Source organism: Arthrobacter sp. YN, from assembly GCF_002224285.1.
In the GTDB taxonomy this organism is placed as follows: domain Bacteria; phylum Actinomycetota; class Actinomycetes; order Actinomycetales; family Micrococcaceae; genus Arthrobacter.
The window spans coordinates 4,338,391-4,362,523 of the sequence record NZ_CP022436.1 but is presented as its reverse complement, the minus strand read 5'-3'; the positions used below and the strand labels follow the sequence as shown (position 1 = coordinate 4,362,523).

Here is a 24,133-nt window from a genome sequence, read left to right as displayed (position 1 = left end):
GTCGTCGGCTTGTGCTTCTGGTGTGGTTGCGGGCATGAGTGCCAGGCCGGCGGCTGCTGTGACGGCTGCCGCCAGTACTGCCACTGGCCTTCGGATTCTTCGCGCGGAAAACGCCATGGGTGGACCTCATCGTCGGGGTTTCATCGGGTGCTGCCCGGTTTCCGGGAAGGCCGGGCAAAGCCGAGACTATGAGGCTCTTGGGGGCGCAACAAGGCACTCGAACAGGCTCGTTCGTGGTCAATCAGAAGTGGTCACAGGTGTAACAACTTTGCCCTCCTCTGGGTCATGGTTGTATAGATGTATACAAGTACACTTCTCTTGAGGCGGCACGCATGGCAGAACAACCACGAAACACGGGGGCGCACCTTGTCTACGGCGAGTTGAAGCGCCGGATCCTTAGCCTCGAGCTGAAGCCGGGTGAGCGCATCTACGAACCTGCCATGGCCACTGCCTTGCACGTCAGTCGCACGCCCCTTCGCGAAGCCATCCGACGCCTGATTTCCGAGAGCCTGCTGGAGCAGCAATCCACCGGAGGAGTCCTGGTTCCCGCGCTGGATGAGAAGGTGATTTCCGAGCTGTACGATGTTCGCGCAGCGTTGGAGTCCCTGATGGCACGGGAGGCCTGCGCCAACGCCACCGCCGCGGACCTGGAAGAACTCCGCGGGATACTGGCACGCAATGCTGCCATGGTGGAGTTCGCCGACGAGGCCATGAAGTACGGGGTTGCCCTGCATGCTGCGATCGCCAGGATCGCTGGGAACTCCTGGGCCCAGCGCTTCCATGAACAGATCGCCAGCCAGGTTGAGCGCTACCGATACTTCACCAACAACGCCCCCGAACGCCGCGATGAAGCACTCGCCAATCACCGGCTCTTGGTCGAAGCGATAGCTTCAAAGGATGCGGAGAAGGCAGCCAAGGTCGCCTTCGATCATGTCATCGGCGCCCGGGATGAGACCTTGCGGGTCATCTCCAGCTCCGGCCTCGTGGTCGAATGATCGGCGAACTTGGAAGGCGTTCCTCCACGGCGCTGCTGATCCACTCGACGCTCATCCAGGCCGTCACGTTCCTGGTCCGTCCGGCCACCACGTACCGCGCGCTCGAATTGGATGTTCCGGGGTTCGCGTTGGGACTTCTCGCCGCGAGCTACGCTGTGTTTCCCCTGCTGCTCGCCCTGCCCATCGGCGGACTGGTGGACCGCCTCGGTGAGCGTCGGCTCATGGCGATCGGGGCCGCCGTCGTACTGGGTTGTTCCGCTTTTCTGTTGTTCTGGGGGACGTCAGTCCCTGCGCTTGTAGCGGGAACCGCGCTTCTGGGTGCCGGGCAGTTGGCCTGTGTGGTGGGGCAGCAAGCGGTGGTCGCGAACAACGCGGCTTCCTCGCGGCTGGACTCTGCTTTCGGGTACCTGACCTTCGCCGCGTCCTTGGGCCAGGCCTTGGGACCATTGGCCATTTCCGTGGTGGGCGGTGCTGCCGTTCGCCCGAACACGCAGGCGATCTTCCTCCTCGCGACTGCCATGAGCTTGGTGATGTTCCTGACCACGTTCGTGATTTCTTCGAAGGTCAGCCGAGGCAGGCGCACGGCCAAGGGCGGTCCCAAGGGCAGCGCGGCCGCACTCCTCAGGACTCCCGGCGTGATCCGCGCGTTGGCAACCAGCGCCACCGTGCTGGCCGTAGTGGACCTGACTGTTGTCTACTTGCCGGCACTCGGCGCCGAACGCGGCCTCACGGCGGCCACGGTGGGCCTGATGCTGACCGTCCGAGCGGTGTTCTCCATGGTTTCCCGGCTGGGTCTGGGCAGCGTGTCCCGCAAGCTGGGACGCATGAAGTTGCTGATCCTGAGCCTGGCCATCTCCACGGGGGCCCTGGCTGTGGCCGCCGTTCCGATGCCCGAGTGGCTGCTGTTTGTGGTCATGGCATTCCTCGGCCTCGGGCTGGGAATTGGCCAACCCCTGACGATGTCCTGGCTCTCGGCCCAAGCGCCGGAAGGCCAACGCGGGCGGGCGCTGGCCTTGAGGCTTGCCGGAAACAGGGTGGGCCAAGTGGTCCTGCCCAGCGTCATCGGTGTGGTGGCGGTAGGGCTTGGGGCGGCGGGCGTGTTCCTGGCCTCCGCGGTTGCTGTGGGCGGGACCATGCTGTTGCTGCGCGGTGTGCGGCTGGACGACTGACTGGGAGATCACTCCGCGAACAGCGCCGCCAGGTCGTCCGCCGTCAATGAGCCTCCGGCCAAGGCGTCACCTTCCATCACGTCTGCGAACAGCTGTGACTTCTTGGCCTTCAACGCCATGACTTTCTCCTCGATGGTGTCCTTCGCGACCAGTCGGTAGACCATGACGTTCCGGGCCTGCCCAATACGGTGCGTGCGGTCCACGGCCTGGGCTTCGGACGCCGGGTTCCACCACGGATCCAGCAGGAACACGTAGTCGGCTTCCGTCAGGTTGAGCCCAAAGCCACCAGCCTTCAGCGAGATCAGGAACACCGGTGCGGCACCGTTCTTGAACTCGCTGACCACGTCGCCGCGGTTCCGGGTGCTGCCGTCGAGGTAGCAGTACTCCACGCCCTCTTCGTCCAGGCGCTCGCGGACCTTCCCCAGGAACCCGGTGAACTGGCTGAAAATCAGCGTCCGGTGGCCCTCGGAGATGACGTCCTCCAACTGCTCGAACAACACATCGAGCTTCGAGGAGCGGACGCCGGACAATGACGAATCCACCAACGACGCATCCAGGCTCAGCTGCCGCAGCAAAGTCAACGACTGGAAGATGGTGAAGCGGTTCTTGTTCACGTCATCGATCAGACCCAGGATCTTCTGTCGCTCACGCTGCAGGTGCGTCTGGTAAACCTTCTGGTGCCGCGGGTTCAGCACGACCTCCAGGATCTGCTCCTGCTTGGGTGGCAGGTCCTTGATGACCTGCTCTTTGGTGCGGCGCATCATCAGCGGACGCACACGACGCCGGAGCTTGCCCAGCTGCGCCGAGTCGCCGTTCTTTTCCACCGGCTTTTGATAGTTCTCGGCGAACCGTTTGGGGCTCGGGAACAGTCCCGGCGCAACAATCGACGTCAGCGCCCAGAACTCCATCAGGTTGTTCTCCAGCGGGGTGCCTGTGATGGCCAGCTTGAACCTGGCCGGCAGCTTCCGCGCGCACTGGTACGCCTTGGACTGGTGGTTCTTGACGAACTGCGCCTCGTCCAGCATGAGCCCGGCCCAATGGAACGATGCATAGGCGTCGTAATCAATGCGGAAGAGGGCATAGGAGGTAATAACGACGTCGGCACCCGCCAACGCGTCCGCCGGTGACAGGCCGCTCTTGGCGAAAGTTTCACCGACAGTGCGCACCACGAGCCCGGGAGCGAACCGCTGCGCTTCCAGCGCCCAGTTGCTCACGACACTCGTAGGGGCAACCACCAGGAAGGGAGCCCGCGGAGTCACCTCAACAGAGTCACCCTGGGCGGCGGCAGCAGTCTCCGCGGCCAAGTCCTTGGCTGCACAAATCAGCGCGATGGCCTGCACGGTCTTGCCCAGGCCCATGTCATCGGCCAGAACCCCGCCCAAGCTGTGCTTGTACAGGAAGCTGAGCCAGTTGAATCCTTCCAGCTGATACGGACGCAGCTCAGCGTTGAGGCCTGCCGGCAGCGGCAGCCCGGTCACGCCGTCGTCGAGCAATCCGCCCACGGCCTCACGCCACGCGGCGGCTTGCTCGTCCACAATCCCGAGCTGGGCGAGCTCGTCCCAGAGCCCGGCCTGGAAGCGGCTGATCTGCAGGGTGCCGTCCTTGTTGTCCGGGTTGTCCTGCAGGGATCGGGCTTCGTCGATCAGCGCCCGCAGCTGGTGCAGTTCCGGCAGGTCCAGGGAGAAGTAGGCTCCGCTGGGCAGCAGCATGCGGCTCATCCCGGCCGCGAGGGCTGAGAACACTGCGGCAAAGGAGACGGGTTCGCCCTCAAGCGTGATGACGATGCCGAGGTCGAACCAGTCGCCGCTGGCCGTTTCCTTGGTGGAGATGGACACAACGGGAGCTTCGGCAGCTTCACGGTAATCGGCGATGTCGCCGGAGGTTTCCACCACGACGTCTGGCAATTCCCTCAGGGCCGGGAGGACCTCTTCGGTGAACGCCAGTGTGTCCAAGCCGCCCAGTTCCGTTGACGCCGCGAGCCGCGGAGCGCCCCAACCGCCCGTGGCGGACTCGGCCAACGCCGAAACCACATCCCACGGCCGGCCAAGCGACTCAAGGATGCGGGCTTCTTCGGGGTCGTCCCTGTAGCCACGGTCGTCAGGATGCCGCCACAAGGGTTGGGCGGTGACCAGGGTGCCGGACTTGTAATGCCACTCCCAGTGCAGCCGGACCTTGTGATCGTTGCCGTAATTGGCCAGCAGGGACAACGTGGGAACAGCCAGAGTGGGCAGCTCCACCGATTCGTCGGCGGCCTGTACCGGCGTGGATTGCCGCAACTTCGGATAGAACGACGTCAGGAAGCGGCTCTCATCCTCGGCAGGAATCTGAAGCGTTTGGCCGTCCATGACGAATTCCAGGAGCTCGTCAGTGATGCCACCCTCGATCGGGGCCAGGGTGATCAGGTTCTTTTGCTGCGGCACCCCGGGCAGGATGTCCCCGGAATGCGTGAAGAAGATTCCGTTTGCCGGCTTGCCCAGGAAGCCCACCGAGGCGGCGTCAACCGGCTCCCCGGCCACGGTGACTGACGGTGCCAGTTGCAGGCCGCCGTCGTGCGCTTCCGTTGTGGCGTCCTGGGCGGCGTCCAGACGCGCCAAACTTAGTCCGACGACGGCGGGTTGCGTCTCGACGCTGACGGGCTCGCTCCCAGCGGAGTGGATGAGGGGGATGCCGGCTTTGGTGGCGTCGGCGAGGAGGGTCCAGAGGTTCTTGGCAGCGAAGTCGTTCAGGCTCAGCCACATGGCCCCCGACGGTTGCTGGCGGCCGTTGCTGGAACCGTGGGCGGCGAGGAAGGTCTGAAGCCATTCGACGTGGACCTCGTTGAATTCCCGCCGGAAGCTCACATAACTAAGGTTGTTCCAGGAGACGTCGCCGCGGATCCATTTGCCCTTGGCGCCCATCATCACAGGACGGGCCTTGAGTTGGCGGACGCTGCGCATGGGGTCGCGGCGGCCTGTGTAGGAGAAGTGGGCGGCGGGCTCTTCCACCTCGAACTGGAGGGCGAGCTGGATGCCTGCCGCGCTCGGAGCAGTGCCTGGCTTCGTGATCAGCCTGTTGAGGGCTTGTTCCCACGCCGGACGGGCGCTGCCGCCCTGCTGGCCCGAGCCAACCCTTGAGGTTTGAATTCCGGGTGCCTGCGAGAGGAGCTGGGCCCGGATGGTGGGGTGGTCTTCCGCAGTGAAGAGCAGCGCGGCCACGTGCTTGCAGTCCTTGCGGACCGGGCAACTGCAGATCCCTACCGTGCAGCTCCAGCCGCTTGGCTTGCGAACCAGTTTTGCCGACGTCGAATACGGCTGCGGACCGGTCCCGCGGACCTTGCCCATCAGAAGGCCCGTGGCCGCGTCGAAAGTAATCCCGCTGACGCGGCTGCCCATGGCATAGGCCAGTCCGGCCGCCAGGGAGCGGTCGTTAATGGCAGGAGTCTGTATGGCCAGTTCCCAGGTTTCGTCTGTGTGGGACGGCATGCGTCGGGCTACTTTCGGCAGGAGGTTATCTGCTCAATCTTAGTCAGCAGAAAACGGCTCCCAAACTTCGCCCTCCGTTAACCTCTTCCTCGATTGCCGCGCCGCTCCCACGCGTACGTTGAAAGTGTCCGGAGCACCATCAGCTTTCAGCAGTGAGGATTTCCCATGACTACCAACGAGTACCCCGTCGTCCTGAACAAGACCAGCTTCGAAGCCGGCAACGCGGATGTAGTGGATTCCAACGTCAACGTCGTGAACCAGATGTACCAGGAGCTCCTCAACAGCGACGAAATCGCACCCGCTGCGCTCAACAGCTTCTTTGTGGACTTCTACCTGACCCAGGCACTGTCCGGCGGATTCGCCCAGTACGTCTTCACCGCACCGGAACGCGAGGAAGTGGATGCTTACGTCCGCGCAGGCCTCGAAGGCATGGGCGCCACCCGCCACCTGGACCTCTTCAACCGCACGGCGGCCACGTTCGATGCACTCACCGAGGACGAAGCAGAGGCCTACCTCGACGGCGAACTGGACGAGTCCGAAACGCCGCCTTCCTCGGTGGTTACCTTGGACGAGCTCGACGGCGAGTTTGAAGCGTTGCTCGAGGAAGAGGACATCATCGACCTCAACGCGGCCTACCTCCGCGACCAGTCCGAACTGCTGGTCCTGACCGACGAAGAAATCGAAGCGCACATCGCCGAGCGCGTCGCACTGATTCCGGACCTCGCCGAACGCCAGGCCGAAGCTGACGAAGAAGCCCTCGCCAACGCCCCGGAGTTCGAGGTCATCATCCGCGAACTGTGCGATGTAGCCGGCTACGCCCTGGAAAAGATCACCATGGGCGATCCCAACTACGAGCACGACGGCGTCAAGACCCTCGCCTGGCACTTCTCCACCGACCACGGCGACTACCTCATGATCGAGGACGACGACGAGGCCTTCATGATCCACCCGGAGACCAAGGAAATCATCGCCGCCGTAGAGTTTGAAGAGTCCGAGGAATTCGCCGACGCCTAAGCCTTTACCGCCGAGGTCGCCGGAACGCTGCGGGTTTGCTGTAGCGTTCCAGCGACCTCGCAGTGATTCCGGCGAATTCGGTGCTCTAAGCCTTGGGCGTTGCGTTGCTGGCTTGCCGGAACTTGATGAAGCCCCAGATGATGGACGCTTGCCAGCAGACAAGCAGGCCCACCCAGATCCAGTCCAGGCCCCGCTCTGTCGCGTTGATGATCATGGCAATCAGCCCCAGAGTCCACGCGATTTCCTGCACCCCCAGGAACGTCAAGGTCGGCGTCTTTTTGCTGCTGATGTCCTGTGTCATGTTCTCTCCCCAGTGAGTAGCCTGCAGTCTAGCGGACCCATACCTCGGCCTGGCTTGGGGTTTAGGCCCCCAAATTCGCCCCAAAGCTGCGGCGGCGTGGGCAAACTTCCGGCGTACTCACACCGTTTCCGGGGCCTCGACGCCCGGGTATCCACATAGAGGAAAAATGCCCTCCTACGGCTCCCTGATCGTTGCCATGCTAAGCCGATGGAACCAACATCACGTCAGCGCATCGTCCCCCCGCTTCCTCCAAGCGGATACATGTGGAGAACCGACGAGTTACTCCGTTTCGGTCTCAACAGTCGAAAAATCAAGGCGCTGGTGGACATAGGAGAACTGCATCGCCTGAGATATGGCTGCTATATCAGGGCCGAAAAATGGAACCAGCTTGGTCCTGGGAGGCAGGCCCGTGAGCGAATCATGGCCCATGCCCACGGAACACTGACCACGTCGACAGGCGGTTTCACCTACAGCCATTTGTCTGCGGCACGGCTCCACGGCCTGTTCGTATGGGGCGTGGACGACAAGATTCATGTCCTGCACTGTGCCAGGCCATCCTCGGACCGCTGGGGCAAGGATGTTCGGGGACACACGGAAACCTTCACTGAGGACGATATTGTGCCGGTTCAGGGTTTGCGGGCGACTACGCTGGACCGCACCATATTCGACTGCGCCAGAATGCTTAGCTATCCGAAAGCCCTGGTGATCATGGACCACGGATTACGCGTAGGCGCCGACATCGACGCACTTGAAGATCTGGCAGCAGCCTCCTCCGGAAAGCGGGGTGTCCGCACGCTCCGCAAGGCCTTGGCCAACGCGGATCCGCGGTCCGAGTCTGCCGGCGAGACACTGACCCGTGAGTTGATGCAGAGGTTGCGCATCAAGCCTCCGCAGCCACAATTCGAGGTGCAGTCCCGGTTGGGTCGTCATCGCATGGACTTTGCTTGGGAAGAGGAAAAACTGGCGCTGGAGTTCGATGGTCGAACGAAGTATTTCGACTTCAATCCGACAGACGAGGTCATCTTTCAAGAACGACGGCGGGAGAAGGCACTCGTCGAGGAGGGCTGGCGGTTTATCCGGATCGAATGGAAGGACCTTTTCAAAGAGCGTGCCTTCAAGGAGCGCGTCCTTCGTGCGCTCGGGTGATGCGGCCGGCTCGCGAGTTCGCGCGAACCCTGCCTGTTCGCATGGAACCTTTCGGCGACATCGCAGGCTTCCCGCGATCTCGGCGCAACACCCCAGTAGCTGGAGGAAGAATGGTTCACAAGGCTGAACCATTTACCTGCGCGCGTCGTCGTATAGGCGAAGGGGCGGAGGACAACAGTGAGGGAGGTGGCCATGCCGTTGGACGAGGACGTAGTGGCAGCGATCTACCGCGACCATGGCACGGCTCTGAAACGCTTCGTTCTCAGCTGCACCTCTGACGCCCACCAAGCCGACGACGTCGTGCAGGAAACCATCCTCAAGGTGTGGCAACATGCCCCTCAGATCACGGGAAGCCTTCGCAGCTACCTCTTCCGGACAGCCCGCAACGTCATTATCGACAACTACAGGAAGGCGCAGCGGCGCCCTACTGAAGCCGGTGAACAGGACCTCCCGGACCACGCGGCCACCGAACGCGTGGACGAGCTCCTGAACAGGGTGCTCATGGAGGAAGCGTTGCTCCGGCTCAGCCACGAACACCGGCAGGTTTTGGTGGCCCTGCATTACCAGCGGTTCACCGTCAGCGAGGCAGCATTGCAGCTGAACATCCCGGCGGGAACCGTGAAGTCCCGGGCTTTCTACGCTGTGAAAGCCCTCCGAACAATCCTTGACGAAATGGGGGTGGAACGATGACCGGCAACTCCGTCCACCAGTTACTGGGCGCCTACCTTCTGGGTGGACTCGAGGCCGACGAAGCCCGCACGTTTGAGGACCACCTCGCCACCTGCGCTGAGTGTCGCCGTGAGCTGGAGGAGCTTGAAAGCCTGCCCGCACTGCTCGACGCCGTTCCCCGGGCTGACGCTGTCGCGCTCACGGTCGCTGGGGGAGCGGAGACGCTCTCACCGTTGGAACCTGAGGCGCTTCCTGAAAAAGTCCTGGTGGATCTGTCGGTCCGTCGGCGGAAATCACGACGGCGGTGGGCGGCTGTGGTGGGCGCGGTTGCCGCTGCTTGTCTTGCAGTTGGCTTCCTCGCCGGACCTCTGCTGAACCAGCCCCCGAAACCGGACGCAAGCTACTCGGTGCAGTCGGACAACGGTTTGCAGTTGACAGTGGGCATGGTGAAAAAGAACTGGGGCACTGAGCTCGCTGTGGAGGGCCGCTCGATGCCGCTGGAAGGCACTCTGTATTTGTGGGTAAAGGGCCGGGACGGCGCCGAAGAACGCACCTGCGGATGGACGGCCACTCAGAGCGGCCGGATCAAGATCACCGGGGCCACTCCGGTGCAGTTGGCTGGCATCGCTGGGGTTGAGCTTCGCGATGAAGCCGAGAAAACGGTGGCCTCCATCTCCGTTCCGTAGCCGCTATTTCTCCACGCCATCGGTACTCTGCGCCCGCAGTTCGGCCACCAGCGCAGGGTTCTCGCAGGCCTTGGCAAATGCCTCGATCCGCCGCTCGATTTCCCTGCCCAGCAGCCAGCCGCCCAGCCTCTCGGCCAACGGCTTCACCAGAGCCGGCCGGCACGAAAAGGTGTACTTCCAGACCGCCCGGGTGCCGCCGTCGTCGGGCGTGAACCGCCAACCACCGCCGAAGTTTTCAAAGAACCACGGCCCCGAAACCATGCTCATGCCCACGTTGCGGGGTGGCGTGTAGGAGACGTATTCGCTGACCATTTTCAGGCCCATACGGGAGACGGTCCGTGTCCGCACACCTTTACCGGCTGCCGTAGCTCCGTCCAGAAAAGCTTGGGAGGAGATGAACGGGTCCCATGTGAGTCGGAATGCGCCTGTGGTCTGGGAGAGAGCGAAGGCGGTCTCCGGATCCAAGCGGATGAATCGTTCGGCGCGCACCTGCGGCATTAAAACCCCTGACCTGAACCGAGCACCAGGAACACCATGAAGACAATGCCAAAGATGTTGATCGCCATGATGGCCAAACCGATGATGCCCGTGATGCGTCCGGCGTTCATGCGGCCGGCCCGGAAGACGGCGATCAGCCCGCTCACCACAGCAACGATCGCCAGCACCACCGCAATCCCCGCCAGGACAAGCGCACCAAACCACCAGGCATCGTTGCCCTCGTTGTAACGGCTCATGGCGGATGCGACGGCTGCGATGCCCAAGGGGACGCTGACCACGGCTGCGATCGGCGAGAGCACGGCTGCGATGATGCTGGTGATCCCGGCGGCAAGGCCGCGGTTACCGGTCCGTTGGGGTTGCTGGTAGTAGTCGATCGGTGGCTGATAGCTCATGGTTCCCCCCCAAAGGTCCTTCGGCTAGATCTTGCGGTAGGTGAGGTCGAAGATCATGCGCCCGGCCTCGTGGGCTTTGTTCTCAAAGCTGGTCCGGATGCGGCCGTCGAACCGGGGAGCCCAGCCCCCTTCTTCATCCACGCCCTCGTTCGGACCAGTGTGCTCGGTGCTGACCGGCGCGCGGCCTTCCCTTACCGGTGCGCCGCCCACAACAGACTCGACGCCGGACTGCCACACTTGCGTCAGCGGGCTCTCCTCGCCGCTGCGCTCGCCTTCGTGCATGTTCTCGAATTCCGTGGAATCTGCCAGCACTTCGCGGACGTGCACTGCGTAGTTGGACCAGTCCGTAGCGATGCGCCAGTAGCCACCCTTTTCGAGGGCCTTTGCGGCGACCGAAGCGAACGCGGGCTGGATGAGCCGGCGTTTGTGATGCCGGGCTTTGTGCCACGGATCCGGGAAGAACACCCAAAGCTCGTTGACCGAGCCCTCCGGGAGCATCGACTCGAGGACCTCGGGGGCGTTGGCTTCCACCACACGCACGTTGGTCAGGCCACGGCTGTTGATCTTGATGATGGTGTTCGCCAAACCGGGTGTGTAGACCTCGACGGCCAGGAAGTCCTTGTCCGGGTTTTGCTCGGCCGCGTGCACCACGGCGTCGCCCAAACCCGAACCGATCTCCACGATCAGGGGTGCCTTGCGCCCAAACACGGCCTCGGCGTCGAAGGTGTAGTCCGGGTGGACGGAGGTGTTGGCGACGTGCCGTGGAACCTGGATGGCCCAGCGCTCAGCGTGCTCTTCCCACGCTGTCTGCCGGCGGCCCTGCAGACGGGTGCCACGGCGCACAAAGCTGACCGGACGGCCGCCATAGGTACCGAAGGAGGCCTGGGTGCCGGGCGTGACGGGTCGCGGGGAATCTGGGGTTTCACTCATCGCTTCCAGAATACTTTGGTTGGGGCTGTGTGTTCTCCCGGCGAGAGCCAGGGCACCGGGTGGTCCGCTTGCCTGAACGAGACGTGCCTTTGCTCCTTCTCAGGAGGGGAGACGTTTCGTTGATGCAATTGGCCGGCGACGCGAGAATAGGGGAATGGTTGCAAGCGAAGAGAAACTTGAAGAGGTCTTTACGTCCTTGGCAGATGCCACCGCAGGGCGCACCCCGTTCACTCTGGGTTTCCTTGGGAGCCTTGGGCTGGACGGAGGACCGAGGATCCGTGCCGTCATTCTCCGTGCCTTCGATCGCGTGACGGGACAGATCATGGTTGCCACCAACGCTTTCTCCGAGAAGGTCGCTGAGATTGAACGGGTACCCTCTGTTGCTCTGACGATGTACGACGACAACCGTGGGGTGCAGTTGCGCATCAGAGGTACTGCGTCCTTCATTGATGACGCTGACGAGCGAAGCCGTGCCTGGGACCGGGTAAGCCCGGGCGGCCGTCATCTCTATGCCTCGGGCAGTGTTCCGGGCACGCCCCTCCCGGGTTCCTCGGAGTCCGATGGGGGGCCGGTTGTGGGTGAAATGGCGTTTGACCGTTTTGCCTGGATGGCAATTGAAATGGCAGACGTGGATTGGCTCGACCTTTCAGGGAGTACGCACAGGCGCTGGAGGTTCACCCCCAAAGCCGGTGTGTGGAGCGGTCAGGAGATCGTTCCTTGACGGCAAGGGAAACCCCTGTCAAAGCCGGTCACATCCTGCCCACCAAGCACCTGGTTCAACCCGGCTGACAGAATAGGACGTGTGACCTCCTCGACGACGCCCGGCTACCCAGAGAAATCAGTCCTGTCCGACCTCGCAGCGGACGCCGAGATCGGCGAGGAACCACCAGCGGATCCCACGCAACTCCGTGGCAAGCGGGGCCTCGTGTACCTGGCCATCTGCCTCGTGTTGATCGGGCTCAACCTCCGCACCGTCTTCTCCAGCTTCTCAGCCGTTCTCCCGGAGATCACGTCCGACGCCGGCCTGCCGGGCTGGTCGCTGGTGGTCCTCACCACCGTGCCGGTCACCTTGCTGGGCGTCTTCGCACCCCTGGCACCCATCCTCGCCCGGAGATTCGGCGCGGAACGGGTGCTTCTCGGAGCCATGGCAGTACTGACGGCAGGCTTGCTCCTGCGGCCTGTGGAGTTCCCGGGCATGGGCCACTTGCCCGCACTTCTGGCCGGAACAGCTGCCTGCGGTGCCGCAATAGCGCTCTGCAACGTCCTCCTTCCGGGCGTCGTCAAACGGGATTTCCCGCACCGTCTGGGCCTGATGGGCGGCCTGTACACCACTGCGATCTGCGCTTCGGCTGCCCTTGGCGCGGGCTTCACGTATCCGGTGTTTACGGCAACCGGCCACTGGACCTCGGCGCTGTGGTTCTGGGCGGTGCCTGCCGCCGTCGTACTTCTGCTCTTCCTGCCGGTGGCAATCCGCCAGCCGGCGGTAAAGCACCAGGCAGTCCACGGTGGCGTGAACGTGTGGCGCTCAGCCGTAGCCTGGCAGGTCACGATGTTTATGGTGCTGCAGGCGATGATGTCGTTCAGTGTGTTCGCCTGGATGGCGCCCATCCTGCGCGATCGGGGGATAGACGGCAGCACGGCGGGTCTGATCGTCTCGGTGTCGATCGTGCTGCAGATGCTGGGCTCACTGTTTGCCCCGGCGTTGGCCACACGTTTCAAGGACCAGCGGATCATCAACATGGTGGTGGCTTTGATGACGGGCGGTGGGTTCGCGCTCACGATCTTCGGCCCCACCGAACTCATCTGGGTCTGGACGGGGTTGAACGGGCTGGGCCAAGGATCGCTCACCGCGGTGGCCCTCACCATGATCATGGTCCGCACCCGTGACGCCCATACCGCCGCGCACCTGTCCGGGATGATGCAGGGAGTTGGCTACGGAGTAGGTTCAGTTGGCACCCTGTTGGTAGGACATCTGCACCAGGCCACGGGTGGGTTCGCAGCAGCCGGAATACTGTTCCTGGTGGTCGGATCCCTGGCTGCGTTCTTTGGTTACCGGGCAGGCCGCGACCGCTTCGTTTAACCCAAGTAGGTGACAGCACACGTCGCAATGAGGGCTCATTGGAACACGTGCTGTCACCCAGTTGGGAAGACTTAGACGGTCAGGTCCTTGCCCTTGGTCTCCGGGATGGAGAAGGCGAACGCGATGCCCACCAGGAGCAGGATCACCGCGTAAACGTTGAACAGCTGGGCTTGGCCGATGGTACCCAGCCAGGTCTGCAGATACGGGGCCGTACCGCCGAACACGGCCACGCAGATGGAGTACGGAACTCCGACGCCGATAGTGCGGATGTGCGTCGGGAACAGCTCGGCGTAGACGGCCGGGACAATGGCAGCGCTGCCGGCGATGAAGAACAGCATCACGGACATGGACACGGCCAGCTGCCACGGCGAATCCTTGAGCAGCCATGTCATGGGGAAGTGCAGGAGGGCGGCGCCGGCGGCGGAGACGATGAGCACGGGCTTGCGGCCGATGCGGTCGGAGAGCTTCCCCCAGAACGGCAGCGCCGCAATGAACACCACGTTGGCCACCACGCCGGCCCAGAGGGCTTCGCCACGGTCCATCTTCAGGGAGGTTGCTGCGTAGCTCGGAGCCACGACGCCCCAGATGTAGTAAACAACGGTGAGGCCAACTGTCAGGCCGATCACCTGCAGCGCCTGCTTGCGGTACTTCACGATCTGCGGCCAGATGGGCAGACGCTTCTCATCGGTGGACTCTGCCTCGAAGGCCTCGGTTTCCTTCATCTTGGCCCGCATGAAGAGGGCGTAGATGCCCAGGACTCCACCGATGAGGAAGGGGATCCGCCAACCCCAAGCGCTCATGTCTTCCTTGCTCAGCACGTTGGTCAGGATGGCCCCCAGCAGCGTTCCGGCCAGGATCCCGGCGGTGCCCGAGGTGTAGATAAGGGTCGCCCAGAATCCGCGGTGTTCCTTGGGTGCCATCTCGGACAAGTACGTTTGCGACGACGGCAACTCACCGCCGTGCGCAAGGCCCTGGATGAGCCGTGCGATCAGGAGCATTACCGATGCGAAGGCGCCGACGGCGGCGAACGTCGGCGCGACGCCAATGAGGAGGCTGCCCACCGCGCCCAGTGCCACAGCCACGGTCATGGACGTCTTGCGCCCGATCCTGTCGCCGATCCAACCGAACACGAAACCGCCAAACGGACGGGCCACAAACCCGACGGCGAAGATCGCCAAGGTGGACAGCACGGCTGACGTGGGGTCGGCCTGGCTGAACAAGGCGCTGGCGATGAATGGTGAGAACGTCGCGTAGATCGCCCAGTCGTACCATTCAACGGCGTTGCCGATGCCGGTTCCAACGAGCGTCCGCGCGTGGGATTTGTGGACCGTGACGTCGGGGGACGTTCCTGCGGTGGTGGTCATGGGATTCTCCAAGATGGGGCGGGCTGGGAGGTGGGGCTTAGTTGCCGGCGAGGGCGGCGATGCGGGATACCGCGAGTTCGGCATACAGCGCTGCACCATCGGTGAGGACGCCGTCGTCGAACATTGCGTACGGCGAGTGGTTGAACGGCGACGTCGTGTGGTCGGCGCCGGGGGCAACAGCACTGAGTCCCACGAAGGTGCCGGGGACTTCGGCAAGGACGCGGGAGAAGTCCTCGGAACCGCTCAGCGGCGTGGCCATGCGGGTATGCCGGGACTCGCCAAACATTCCGGCGATGACCTTCTCCGCCGTGGTGGTCTCATCCTCATCGTTGATGGTGAGGGGATACTCCTCCTGGTAGTGCACGTCCGCCTCCAAACCGTGGGCTGCTGCGATGCCATGGAGAAGCCTGGGTACTGCTTCCATCATCTTCCGCCGGGACTCCTCTGAGAAGGTTCGGATGGTGGCTTCGATGCGGGCGGTCTCGGGGATCACGTTGCGCTTGGTTCCTGCGTGGAGCACACCGACGGTCAGGACTACGGGATCGAACATGTTGAACTGCCGGGTGACCATGACCTGCAGGGCAGTGACCATTTCGGCAGCGGCCGTGACGGGATCCTTAGCCGAATAGGGTGCGGAGCCGTGGCCACCCGCGCCCAGCACCGTGACAACAAGGCCGTCGGAGGAACTGAGCATGACGCCGGGCTTGGTGACGAATTGGCCGTGGGGTTCCAGCGAGGAGAACACGTGCATCCCATAGGCGGTGTCGGCTCGGCGGCCTGCGGCATCCAGGACGCCTTCCTTGATCATGTAGCTGGCACCGTCGAAGCCTTCCTCGCCCGGCTGGAACATGAGGATGACGTCGCCGGCCAGCTGGTCGCGGCGTTCGGCAAGCAGGGTGGCAGCGCCGGCCAGCATGGAGGTGTGGAGGTCGTGGCCGCAGGCGTGCATCGCACCCTCTATACGGGAGGCGTAGTCCACGCCCGTGGTTTCTTGTACAGGAAGTCCATCCATGTCGGCGCGCAGCAACACCACGGGCTTCTCGGCCGAAGCGTGAGCCGCACCGCCGCGCAGAACCGCTGTGACCGACGTCGTTTCCTTGCCAACGGTGATCTCGTACGGGAGCCCGTCCAGCGCCTTGAGAACCTTTTCCTGGGTCCGGGGGAGCTGCAGGCCGATTTCCGGTTCGCGATGGAGGTCGTGGCGGAGGCGGACGATGTCCTCCTGCAGTTCCTTGGCGTCTGCGGCGATGGTCATCTGTTCTCCTGGTCGATCTCGGTGACGTGTTCCTTAAGCCATTCTGGGGTGACCTGCTTCACATGGCACAAAACATCTGGAAATATGCACATTTGCCATGAATTTTCCAGAAAAAATGCAGGCTTAGGAGAGAATTGGCTCATGGACCTCAGTGAAGAAGATCTACGACTGATCAACGCCTTGCAGATCTCGCCCCGGATCAGCTGGTCCGACGCCGGTGAAGTCCTGGGCGTTCACGCCACGACGCTGGCGTCACGATGGGAGCGGTTGAAATCCGCAGGGGCATCCTGGACCACGGCGCACCTGATGGGTGATCCCAAGGACATGTGCCTGGCCATGGTGGATATCGATTGCGAAATGCACCTGAGGCCGGAGGTGACCTCTGCGGTCGCCAAGCTTCCCGAAGTCATCACGGTGGAGGAAGCCGCCAGCAACCGCGATCTCACGCTGACAGTCATCACCCAGGACCTGGAGCAGTTCAGCACTCAGCTGCTGCCCAGGCTCAAGGAAATCCGTGGTCTCACCAAGTACCACACGGCACTGTGCACACGGATCCACACCAGCGGCTACGCGTGGCGGCTCAACGTCCTCACCAAGGCAGAGCAGCAGGCACTCCGGGCGCTCGCCGGACCCGAATCGGCCAACCCGTCAGCGCCGGACACCATCGTGGTCCCGCTCCCCGAAAGCCATTTGGCGCTCATCCCGTTCCTCGCGCGCGACGGTCGTGCAACAGCAGCAGACATCGCCCGCGCTCTGGGCCGCAATCCCGCCACGGTCCAACGGCAACTGGGGCGGGTCCTGAACAGCCGAATGCTGTCCTTCCGTTGCGAAATAGCCCAGCAGTTCTCAGGGTTCCCCATCACGGTCCAGTGGTTTGCCAACGTTCCGGCAGGCGAGCACGAAGCCGCCGCCACAGAACTCCGGGCCATCCGGAACATCCGCTTCTCCGCATCCACCACAGGCCGCACCAACTTCACCATGATCATGTGGCTGCGCTCGCTCGCCGAGGTTATGGAAATGGAACTCACCATCCAGCAGCGCATCCCGGGCATCGAACTCGTGGAGAGCGTGGTCATGCTGAACACGGCAAAGCGGGTCGGGTGGATGCTGAACCCGGACTCGACTGCCACGGGCAAAGTGGTTCCGCCCTATGGGGAGCTGCTGCCTGACGGTATCTAAGCGTGCTTGGTAGCCCTCAAGACGGTGTCCAGGGTGCTGCCGGACTCGCCGTTGGGGCCGGAGACCGTGCGCTCGCGGTCCGTCAGGACATTGACGAACCACGGCTCGCGGTCCAGCCTCAGGGCGCCCGCCAACTGCTCCGGAGTGAAGAACATGCCGGAATCGTGGTGGTGGCTCCACGACGGCAGCCCATGTGGGTGATGACCCACGATCAACAACGTGCCACCCGGCGCGACTGCCGCTGCCGCCAATGCCACGGAATCCCGCCACGGCAGGAGGGGCGAGTGCAGGAATTGCGCCGAGACGAGGTCGAACTCCGGTTGGGGCGCCCATTCTGTGAGGTCCTGTTGCTGCCAGGTGATGCGCTCAACCTGGCCGGCTTCCGCTGCATGCGCAGCTGCCCGTTCGAGCGCGACGGCGGACACGTCCAGCGCGGTGACGGTCCAGCCTTGCTGGGCCAACCAAATAGCGTCACCGCCTTCCCCGGAGCCGAGGTCCAGGGCCCGGCCGGGTTTCAGGTCCTTGGCTTCGGCCACCAGTTGCGGGTTGGGATTCCCGCTCCAGACCTTGGTCCGCTCCCGGTACATGCCATCCCACATGTCAACGGCGTTGTCCGCGTCCTCATGGAGGTTCAGGCCGCGCTGCTGCGCTCCTTCATGCTGGTGCCCGTGCTGGTGGGTGCCCGCACTGGCGGGCTGTTCGCTCAGGGAAGTACCGCCGTCGTGCGTCATTTCAGTCATATGCCAAGCGTGCCGCTACGGGCTGACAGAAGGCAATGCCTGTTGCTGGTTCGGCAAACTCCAGCGCTAGGTGGACACCCTCTGGTTTTTGCCTGCGATGGCGGATAATCTGTGACCTTCTGCGCCCGAATCATTCTGATGGCGCCTCGTACTGGGGGATTCATGGTGTTCCTGCCACGCAATGTTCGTGTGCCCGCTGCGCTGACAGCTGCAGCAGCGCTTTTGCTGGTGGGCGGTGGGGTTGCTAACGCGCATCCCATTCAGCCCACGATCAGCTCATCAGTTCACATGGCGACGTCACTGAAATCCGCGGGTCAAAGTCCCGCGAAGATAAAGGGGGAGTCCCCTTGGCTTCAATGGATTCTCCAGACACCCTTGCAGTGGATGCAAGCATATTAAAGTTCAGTCGTGACGGGTCCAGGGCCTTCGTCTATGGCCGTCAGTACTTTGCAGATATCTACGTCCCACCGGACATGGTGTCAGGCAGCGTTGAAGTAATGAACGCGTTCGACCTTGCGATGTCGCCCAACGGATCTACTGCGTATCTGCCTACAAGTTACGAGACGGCTGACATCGCTGTGGTGGACACGGTCCGGCACACGGTCACTGCCAGGATTCCTTTGGCTGAAGAAGCCCAGAAGGTAGCCATCTCAGCAAACGGGGGCGTGCTTTATGCATTGTCTGGAAGGCCCTATGACTCGCCACTAAAAAACGGGTCGGTACACGTTATCGACCTCGCAGCAAGAGTTGTGAAGGCCGTTGTTCCGGTCGGGGCTGGTGCCAACGAGGTCCTTGTTGCGCCGTCCGGGGACAAGGTCTACGTATCGAATTACGCGGATAAAACCATCACTGTCATTAGCGCCGTCACCAACAAAGTGATCAAGACGCTTCCAATCGAAGGTGGACTGGGTCAAGGCTCCATCTCTGCCGATGGTACAAAGATCTTCTATCCCAAGCCTTCGGGCGGGATCTCAGTCGTGGCGATTTCCACCGACACGGTTCTTACAAGTATTCCGACCAACTCGCCTGTATCCGCTCCTGTATTCACTAAAGACAGTTCGCGGGCGTACGTCGTGGATCAATATCCGGGGCGCGTCGTGAACGGAGAGAACGTCGCGGGCGACTACTTCGTGGCTGAAATTGACGTTGCGAAGAATACAGCGAGGCCCATTGCCACGGCAGACCCGGGCATAGACACTCCGGGGCGTCCGGTCGTCCAAACGAGTCCGGACGGTAAGAGGCTCTACGTGTTGGGCAGCAAAGCTGTGGTCCTTGCTTTGCCTTCGCTTCAAGTTCTGGCCAGTACCCCCATGCCCAGGATGGTCAGTAGCTTCATGATGTCCCCGGATGGTAGTAAGGGCTATGGACTAACAAGCGGCGGTGGGCACATCGTGGTGGTCAATGCGCCTCGCCTCGACAACGTGCGCAAGGATTACAACTCCGATTTCGCCACAGATATCCTGGCCCGTGATTCGGGAGGTGCACTGTGGCTCTATCCGGGCAACGCCAACAAGGGTTGGCTTACGCGGGCTCGAGCCGGCTCTGGCTGGAATGGCATGAACTTGGTTGTTACTCCCGGTGACTTCAATGGAGACTTGAAGCCGGATGTCCTGGCGCGGGACAACTCCGGAGACCTTTGGCTGTATCCAGGGGATGGACAGTCGTATTGGTGGTCACCCAGCAAGGTTGGCGTGGGCTGGAATGCCATGACCGCAGTGTTCGCACCGGGAGATTTTGATTATGACGGGCACTCGGACATTTTGGCCCGCGACGGCGCAGGCGACCTGTGGCTCTATCCGGGCAATGGCATGGGCGGGTGGTTATCGCGTACGAAGGTCGGTTCCGGTTGGAATGACATGACGGCAATCATGGGACCTGGGAGAAATGCGAACCCCGGTACTGATGTGCTTGCACGCGACAGCGCCGGAAACTTGTGGCTCTACGAGCGCGATCTGTCCAACCGTTGGGTACCTCGGCGGCAAGTCGGCACCGGCTGGAATGCGATGACCAGCATCGTGACTCCGGGCGACTTCGATGGCGACGACATTCCGGACATTCTGGCGCGAGATTTCTCCGGCGACTTCTGGCTCTACCCGGGGACAGAACATGGAGGCTATCAGCCAGGGCTAAGGGTGGGCGCTGGCTGGAACGTGATGACGGCAATCGCATAGCCGACCCCTGTTTCACGTTGTTCTAACCCGGCGGCAGGTCAGCCTCCTATTTCGGCTGACTCCAGCGCTGCGCCCCGGCCCCTGAGGCGCCGAGCTCGTCCGACGGGTTCTGCAGCGTGCACGACTTCAGGCTCAGGCAGCCGCAGCCGATGCATCCGTCAAGGTCGTTGCGGAGGTGCTGGAGTGCGGCGATGCGTTCGTCGAGCTCCGTGCGCCACCGCAGCGACAACCTTGCCCAGTCCCGTTTGGTGGGAGTCCGGCCGTCCGGCAGGGAGTCCAACGCGTCGCGGATGTCCTTCAACGGCAGGCCAACGCGCTGCGAGGTCTTGATGAACGCGACCCGCCGCAATGTGTCGCGGCGATACCGTCGCTGGTTGCCGGCCGTCCGCTCGGCTTCGATGAGTCCGTTGCGTTCGTAGAAATGAAGGGCCGACGGCGACACTCCGCTTCGCTCGGACAGCTCACCGATGGTGAGGGGCCGGTGGGTTGGGGCTTGCGACATGACATTGCTTCCGGTGGAGGGCGGTGGATTGACCTCAACATTAGTTGAGGTTCTAGGGTAACCACCATGACCTCTGACACCTCAACGGCCGGGATACTGAGCCGCCCCTACTTGCTTGCCACCGTGGGCGCCTGCGCGCTGGTATTCCTCAGCGCGTTCGAGTCCCTCGCAGTCACCACCATCATGCCGCTGGTGAGCCGCGACCTCGACGGAGCCAGCCTGTACGCACTAGCCTTCGCCGGGCCGCTGGCAACAGGCGTGATGGGCATGGTGGCAGCGGGAAACTGGTCGGATCGTCGTGGTCCGGCGGCGCCCCTGTATTCCTCGGTGGCGTTGTTCGTGGTGGGACTGCTGATCGCCGGGATGGCCGGCACTATGGAAATCCTGGTGCTGGGCCGGCTGGTCCAAGGACTCGGCGGTGGCGCGATGACTGTTGCCCTCTACGTGTTGGTGGCCCGCGTGTACCCGCCCGCGTTGCATCCCAAGATCTTCGCCGCCTTCGCTGCCTCCTGGGTGGTTCCGTCCTTGGTGGGACCCTTCGCCGCAGGTGTTGTGGCCCAGTTGAGCAGTTGGCACTGGGTGTTCCTGGGCGTGGTGGGGCTGGTGGTTCCGGCCTTGCTGATGGTGGTGCCGGCTGTGCGGGGGATGAGATCCGGGTCTGCTTCGGAATCTGTCGCCGAGCCCGTCCCGTGGGCGTTTGGCCGCATGGGGTGGGCTGCGCTCGCAGCCGTTGCCGTCCTCGGACTGAACCTGTCCGCGGAGGTTCCGAGCGTAGGCGGGGCGATTGCCGTCGTCGCGCTTGTCCTTGCACTGATGGCGGTCCGCCCACTGGTGCCACGCGGAACGTTGACCGCACGCAGAGGGTTGCCCAGCGTGATCCTGGTGCGCGGGCTCGCGTCCGCGGCGTTCTTTGGCGCCGAGGTGTACCTGCCGTACCTGTTGACGGAGCGCTACGCATTTACACCGACGTTTGCTGGACTGACGCTGACCGGCGCCGCGCTGGCCTGGGCCGGGGCTTCTGCAGTTCAGGGGCGGTTGGGGACTCGGCTTGCAGACGATCTTGCCGTGAAAATCGGAGCCGCGCTGGTGCTGGTTGCCGTGATCTCCACGCTGGTGACGGCCGCGTTTGCCCTGCCCGCGGCCGTGGCGATCGGCGGCTGGATCCTCGCGGGCGCCGGGATGGGCCTGATGTACCCGCGGTTGTCCGTGATGACGTTGGCAATGTCCACCCCGGAAAACCAAGGCTTCAACAGCGCGGCCATGTCCATCTCCGACTCCCTCGGCGGCGCGCTCTCCCTGGCTCTCACGGGACTCGTCTTTACCGCCTTTACGACGACGAACTCGTTTGCGGGGGTCTTCGCGCTGACGGCGGCGATCGCCGTCGTCGGGATTCTGATCGCGCCCAGGGTCGCCGCCCGCAGAGCGGGGGATGGCGCCAGCCAGGGTGTGCCGCCTGCCGAAGCAAGCACGCCTGACGCCGAACCCGAACTCACGCGCCAGGCCTGACCCGTTGCGGGGCCTGCTCTGCAGGGTATTCGTGCCCGGAGGGGTGTAGAGCAGGCCTCGCAACGCCCTGTGACCTGCCCCGATGCAAGGCTTCACGCCGATCACTGCTAAGCTGGGAACACTTGATGTGCGGTGACGCCCTAAAGCAGGTGGCCTGAAAGGCTGCGCGGCGGGGCATTTTTCATGTGAGAGGCACATCCTGCGTCGATGAACGCGTTCTATTTGGTCCCGGCCACCGCTGTTGAAGCGAATCGGTAGACCACCTGACTTTTCCTCGGCGAACCCCTGGCCCAACCGGCGTCGGGGGCCGATGTCCGCAACTGGACACCGCCCGAAAGACATGAAGTTTATGACTACTTTTGCTGCCCTTGGCACGCCCAAGCCCATTGCTGAGTCTCTTGCCGCAGATGGCATCGAAGAGGCATTCCCCATCCAGGTGAAGACCCTCCCGGATACGCTCGCAGGCCGCGACGTTCTGGGCCGTGGCCGCACCGGTTCCGGTAAGACCATCGCTTTCGCCATCCCGCTCGTGGCCCGCTTGGCCGAGCGCGAAGCAAAGCACTTCCGCAAGCCGGGCCGCCCCATGGGCCTCGTCCTTGCACCGACGCGTGAACTGGCAACCCAGATCAACGCCACCATCGAGCCGCTGGCCAAGGCCATGGGCCTGAACACCACGGTGATCTACGGCGGCATCTCCCAGGCACGCCAGGAAAAGGCACTGCGCGCCGGCGTCGACATCGTCATCGCCTGCCCGGGCCGTCTCGAAGACCTGATCCGCCAGCGCATCCTGACCCTCGAAGCTGTTGAGGTCACCGTGCTGGACGAGGCAGACCACATGGCCGACCTCGGCTTCCTCCCGGTCGTCAAGAAGCTCATGGACATGACCCCCACCCAGGGTCAGCGCCTGCTCTTCTCCGCGACGTTGGATAACGGTGTTGACAAACTGGTCAACCGTTACCTTTCGAACCCGCTGACGCACTCCGTGGACGATCCCCAGGCCGCTGTGACCACCATGGAACACCACGTCCTGGTAGTCAACGACCAGACCGTCAAGAAGCAGCTCATCGTCGAACTGGCCTCCGGCGCCGGCCGCCGCGTCCTCTTCATGCGGACGAAGCACCATGCCCGCAAGCTTGCCAAGACCCTCACGGACGCCGGCATTCCCGCCGTCGACCTTCACGGCAACCTGTCGCAGAACGCCCGCGACCGTAACCTTGCCGAGTTCTCCAACGGTGACGTCCGCGTCCTGGTGGCCACCGACGTCGCAGCCCGCGGCGTTCACGTTGACGACGTCGAACTCGTCATCCACGTGGATCCGCCCACAGAGCACAAGGCATACCTGCACCGCTCCGGCCGTACGGCCCGCGCCGGTTCCGATGGCACTGTGGTCACCCTGACGCTCCCCGAGCAGCAGAGCGACGTCAAGAAGCTCATGAAGGCTGCCGGCGTTGACGTCAACTTCGAGCGCGTCACGGCCAACTCCCCGTTGGTTGCCGAGCTCGTTGGCGACATCGCGGACAAGGTTGATCCCCGCACCCGTGCGGCCCTCCTCGCAGCGAAAGCTCCGCAGGGTGGCGGCACGTCCACCGGCGCCAACGCCCAGCGCAAGCGCGCACGCCGTTCCACGCAGGCTGCTCCCACCGCTGGTGGCCGTGGCGGTCGTAACGGACGCGGCAAGGTCGCGGCTGAACCGGTTCGTACGGACGTCAACCGCGCTGAGCGTCGGGCAGCAATGAACGACGACGTCGCCCGCAGCTCACGTGGTCGCGGCAAGGCAGCTTCCACTCACCGTAACGACGTTCCCGGCTCGCAGGGTCAGAACGGCCGCAGCGGTCGTCCGGCTACGGGTCAGCGCTCAGCTTCGGCTCCGCGCACGGCGTCCACCACGAGCACCCGCACCGGTGGAAACAAGGCCGTTTGGTCTTCCGCCACTGGCGCTACGTCCGGTGGATCCTACGGTTCGGGTGCCTCCGGCAACTCCGGCCGCGGTGGCTCCGGCGCAGGTCGTCCGGCACGCAGCGGCCCGCGTCGTGCGTCGGCTCCCGCGTCCAACGAGCGTCGCGGCCGCTAAAGAC

Annotated in this window: 21 protein-coding genes; 12 read left to right on the top strand and 9 right to left on the bottom strand. The window is 63.4% G+C overall.

The annotated features are described in order from the left end of the window. The first annotated feature begins 332 nt into the window (after positions 1-332). Together CGK93_RS20035 and CGK93_RS20030 are read left to right on the top strand one after the other, a co-directional pair. A complete protein-coding gene (locus tag CGK93_RS20035) occupies positions 333-995 on the top strand; it encodes a GntR family transcriptional regulator (RefSeq protein ID WP_089596331.1) in 663 nt (220 codons plus the stop codon). Continuing rightward, positions 992-2,164, top strand: coding sequence for an MFS transporter (locus tag CGK93_RS20030; protein ID WP_089596330.1), 1,173 nt, complete (start codon positions 992-994; stop codon positions 2,162-2,164). The genes CGK93_RS20035 and CGK93_RS20030 overlap by 4 nt, the downstream gene beginning before the upstream one ends. Positions 2,165-2,172: 8 nt before the next feature. On the opposite strand, the gene CGK93_RS20025 is transcribed toward CGK93_RS20030, so the two are convergent. Beyond that, on the bottom strand, positions 2,173-5,625 hold the full coding sequence (locus CGK93_RS20025; protein ID WP_089596329.1) for a DEAD/DEAH box helicase: 3,453 nt from the start codon (positions 5,623-5,625) through the stop codon (positions 2,173-2,175). Between the two features lie 165 nt (positions 5,626-5,790). On the opposite strand from CGK93_RS20025, the gene CGK93_RS20020 reads away from it, so the two are divergent. Continuing rightward, a complete protein-coding gene (locus tag CGK93_RS20020) occupies positions 5,791-6,639 on the top strand; it encodes a DMP19 family protein (RefSeq protein ID WP_089596328.1) in 849 nt (282 codons plus the stop codon). 85 nt (positions 6,640-6,724) lie between these two features. On the opposite strand, the gene CGK93_RS20015 is transcribed toward CGK93_RS20020, so the two are convergent. Next, a complete protein-coding gene (locus tag CGK93_RS20015) occupies positions 6,725-6,940 on the bottom strand; it encodes a hypothetical protein (protein ID WP_089596327.1) in 216 nt (71 codons plus the stop codon). A gap of 207 nt (positions 6,941-7,147) precedes the next feature. Between CGK93_RS20015 and CGK93_RS20010 the strand changes: the two genes are divergently transcribed. The 3 genes from CGK93_RS20010 (at position 7,148) to CGK93_RS20000 (ending at position 9,441) form a co-directional block, all read left to right on the top strand. After that, entirely contained in the window at positions 7,148-8,086 is a 939-nt protein-coding gene (locus CGK93_RS20010; protein ID WP_089596326.1) for a type IV toxin-antitoxin system AbiEi family antitoxin domain-containing protein, read from the top strand. Positions 8,087-8,278: 192 nt separating this feature from the next. Beyond that, positions 8,279-8,776: a sigma-70 family RNA polymerase sigma factor gene (locus CGK93_RS20005; RefSeq protein ID WP_089596325.1), complete on the top strand. Its 498-nt coding sequence runs from the start codon at positions 8,279-8,281 to the stop codon at positions 8,774-8,776. Continuing rightward, complete coding sequence (locus CGK93_RS20000) at positions 8,773-9,441, top strand: zf-HC2 domain-containing protein (RefSeq protein WP_089596324.1); 669 nt, start codon at positions 8,773-8,775, stop codon at positions 9,439-9,441. Before CGK93_RS20005 ends, CGK93_RS20000 begins: the two co-directional genes overlap by 4 nt. 3 nt (positions 9,442-9,444) lie before the next feature. On the opposite strand, the gene CGK93_RS19995 is transcribed toward CGK93_RS20000, so the two are convergent. Genes CGK93_RS19995 through trmB form a run of 3 tightly spaced genes read right to left on the bottom strand, consistent with a single transcriptional unit; the run spans position 9,445 to position 11,261 of the window. Continuing rightward, positions 9,445-9,939 carry a type II toxin-antitoxin system RatA family toxin gene (locus CGK93_RS19995; RefSeq protein WP_089596323.1) on the bottom strand — a complete coding sequence of 165 codons (495 nt, stop codon included), beginning with the start codon at positions 9,937-9,939 and terminating at the stop codon, positions 9,445-9,447. Continuing rightward, positions 9,939-10,331, bottom strand: coding sequence for a hypothetical protein (locus CGK93_RS19990; protein ID WP_089596322.1), 393 nt, complete (start codon positions 10,329-10,331; stop codon positions 9,939-9,941). Before CGK93_RS19990 ends, CGK93_RS19995 begins: the two co-directional genes overlap by 1 nt. A gap of 24 nt (positions 10,332-10,355) precedes the next feature. After that, positions 10,356-11,261 (bottom strand): tRNA (guanosine(46)-N7)-methyltransferase TrmB, encoded by a 906-nt coding sequence (trmB, locus tag CGK93_RS19985; protein ID WP_089596321.1) that lies wholly within the window; start codon positions 11,259-11,261, stop codon positions 10,356-10,358. A 154-nt stretch (positions 11,262-11,415) separates the two neighbouring features. Between trmB and CGK93_RS19980 the strand changes: the two genes are divergently transcribed. Together CGK93_RS19980 and CGK93_RS19975 are read left to right on the top strand one after the other, a co-directional pair. After that, complete coding sequence (locus tag CGK93_RS19980) at positions 11,416-11,982, top strand: pyridoxamine 5'-phosphate oxidase family protein (RefSeq protein ID WP_089596320.1); 567 nt, start codon at positions 11,416-11,418, stop codon at positions 11,980-11,982. Between the two features lie 81 nt (positions 11,983-12,063). Next, on the top strand, positions 12,064-13,341 hold the full coding sequence (locus CGK93_RS19975; protein ID WP_089596319.1) for a CynX/NimT family MFS transporter: 1,278 nt from the start codon (positions 12,064-12,066) through the stop codon (positions 13,339-13,341). A 71-nt stretch (positions 13,342-13,412) separates the two neighbouring features. Here the strand turns inward: CGK93_RS19975 and CGK93_RS19970 are convergent, their stop codons facing one another. Continuing rightward, positions 13,413-14,705, bottom strand: a complete 1,293-nt coding sequence (locus CGK93_RS19970) for an MFS transporter (protein ID WP_089596318.1) — start codon at positions 14,703-14,705, stop codon at positions 13,413-13,415. A 37-nt stretch (positions 14,706-14,742) separates the two neighbouring features. Beyond that, positions 14,743-15,960: a M20 metallopeptidase family protein gene (locus CGK93_RS19965; RefSeq protein WP_089596317.1), complete on the bottom strand. Its 1,218-nt coding sequence runs from the start codon at positions 15,958-15,960 to the stop codon at positions 14,743-14,745. A gap of 141 nt (positions 15,961-16,101) precedes the next feature. Between CGK93_RS19965 and CGK93_RS19960 the strand changes: the two genes are divergently transcribed. Then, positions 16,102-17,139 (top strand): Lrp/AsnC family transcriptional regulator, encoded by a 1,038-nt coding sequence (locus tag CGK93_RS19960; protein ID WP_198318278.1) that lies wholly within the window; start codon positions 16,102-16,104, stop codon positions 17,137-17,139. Here the strand turns inward: CGK93_RS19960 and CGK93_RS19955 are convergent. Next, complete coding sequence (locus tag CGK93_RS19955; RefSeq protein WP_232481421.1) at positions 17,136-17,879, bottom strand: SAM-dependent methyltransferase; 744 nt, start codon at positions 17,877-17,879, stop codon at positions 17,136-17,138. The genes CGK93_RS19960 and CGK93_RS19955 overlap by 4 nt on opposite strands. Positions 17,880-18,376: 497 nt before the next feature. Here CGK93_RS19955 and CGK93_RS19950 point away from each other — a divergent pair, with 497 nt between their 5' ends. Continuing rightward, positions 18,377-20,050 carry an FG-GAP-like repeat-containing protein gene (locus CGK93_RS19950; RefSeq protein WP_089596314.1) on the top strand — a complete coding sequence of 558 codons (1,674 nt, stop codon included), beginning with the start codon at positions 18,377-18,379 and terminating at the stop codon, positions 20,048-20,050. 46 nt (positions 20,051-20,096) lie between these two features. Here the strand turns inward: CGK93_RS19950 and soxR are convergent, their stop codons facing one another. Next, positions 20,097-20,552 (bottom strand): redox-sensitive transcriptional activator SoxR, encoded by a 456-nt coding sequence (gene soxR, locus CGK93_RS19945; RefSeq protein WP_089596313.1) that lies wholly within the window; start codon positions 20,550-20,552, stop codon positions 20,097-20,099. Between the two features lie 66 nt (positions 20,553-20,618). Between soxR and CGK93_RS19940 the strand changes: the two genes are divergently transcribed. Together CGK93_RS19940 and CGK93_RS19935 are read left to right on the top strand one after the other, a co-directional pair. Continuing rightward, on the top strand, positions 20,619-22,058 hold the full coding sequence (locus tag CGK93_RS19940; protein WP_089596312.1) for an MFS transporter: 1,440 nt from the start codon (positions 20,619-20,621) through the stop codon (positions 22,056-22,058). Between the two features lie 349 nt (positions 22,059-22,407). Continuing rightward, entirely contained in the window at positions 22,408-24,129 is a 1,722-nt protein-coding gene (locus CGK93_RS19935; protein ID WP_198318277.1) for a DEAD/DEAH box helicase, read from the top strand. The last annotated feature ends 4 nt before the right edge of the window (positions 24,130-24,133 follow it).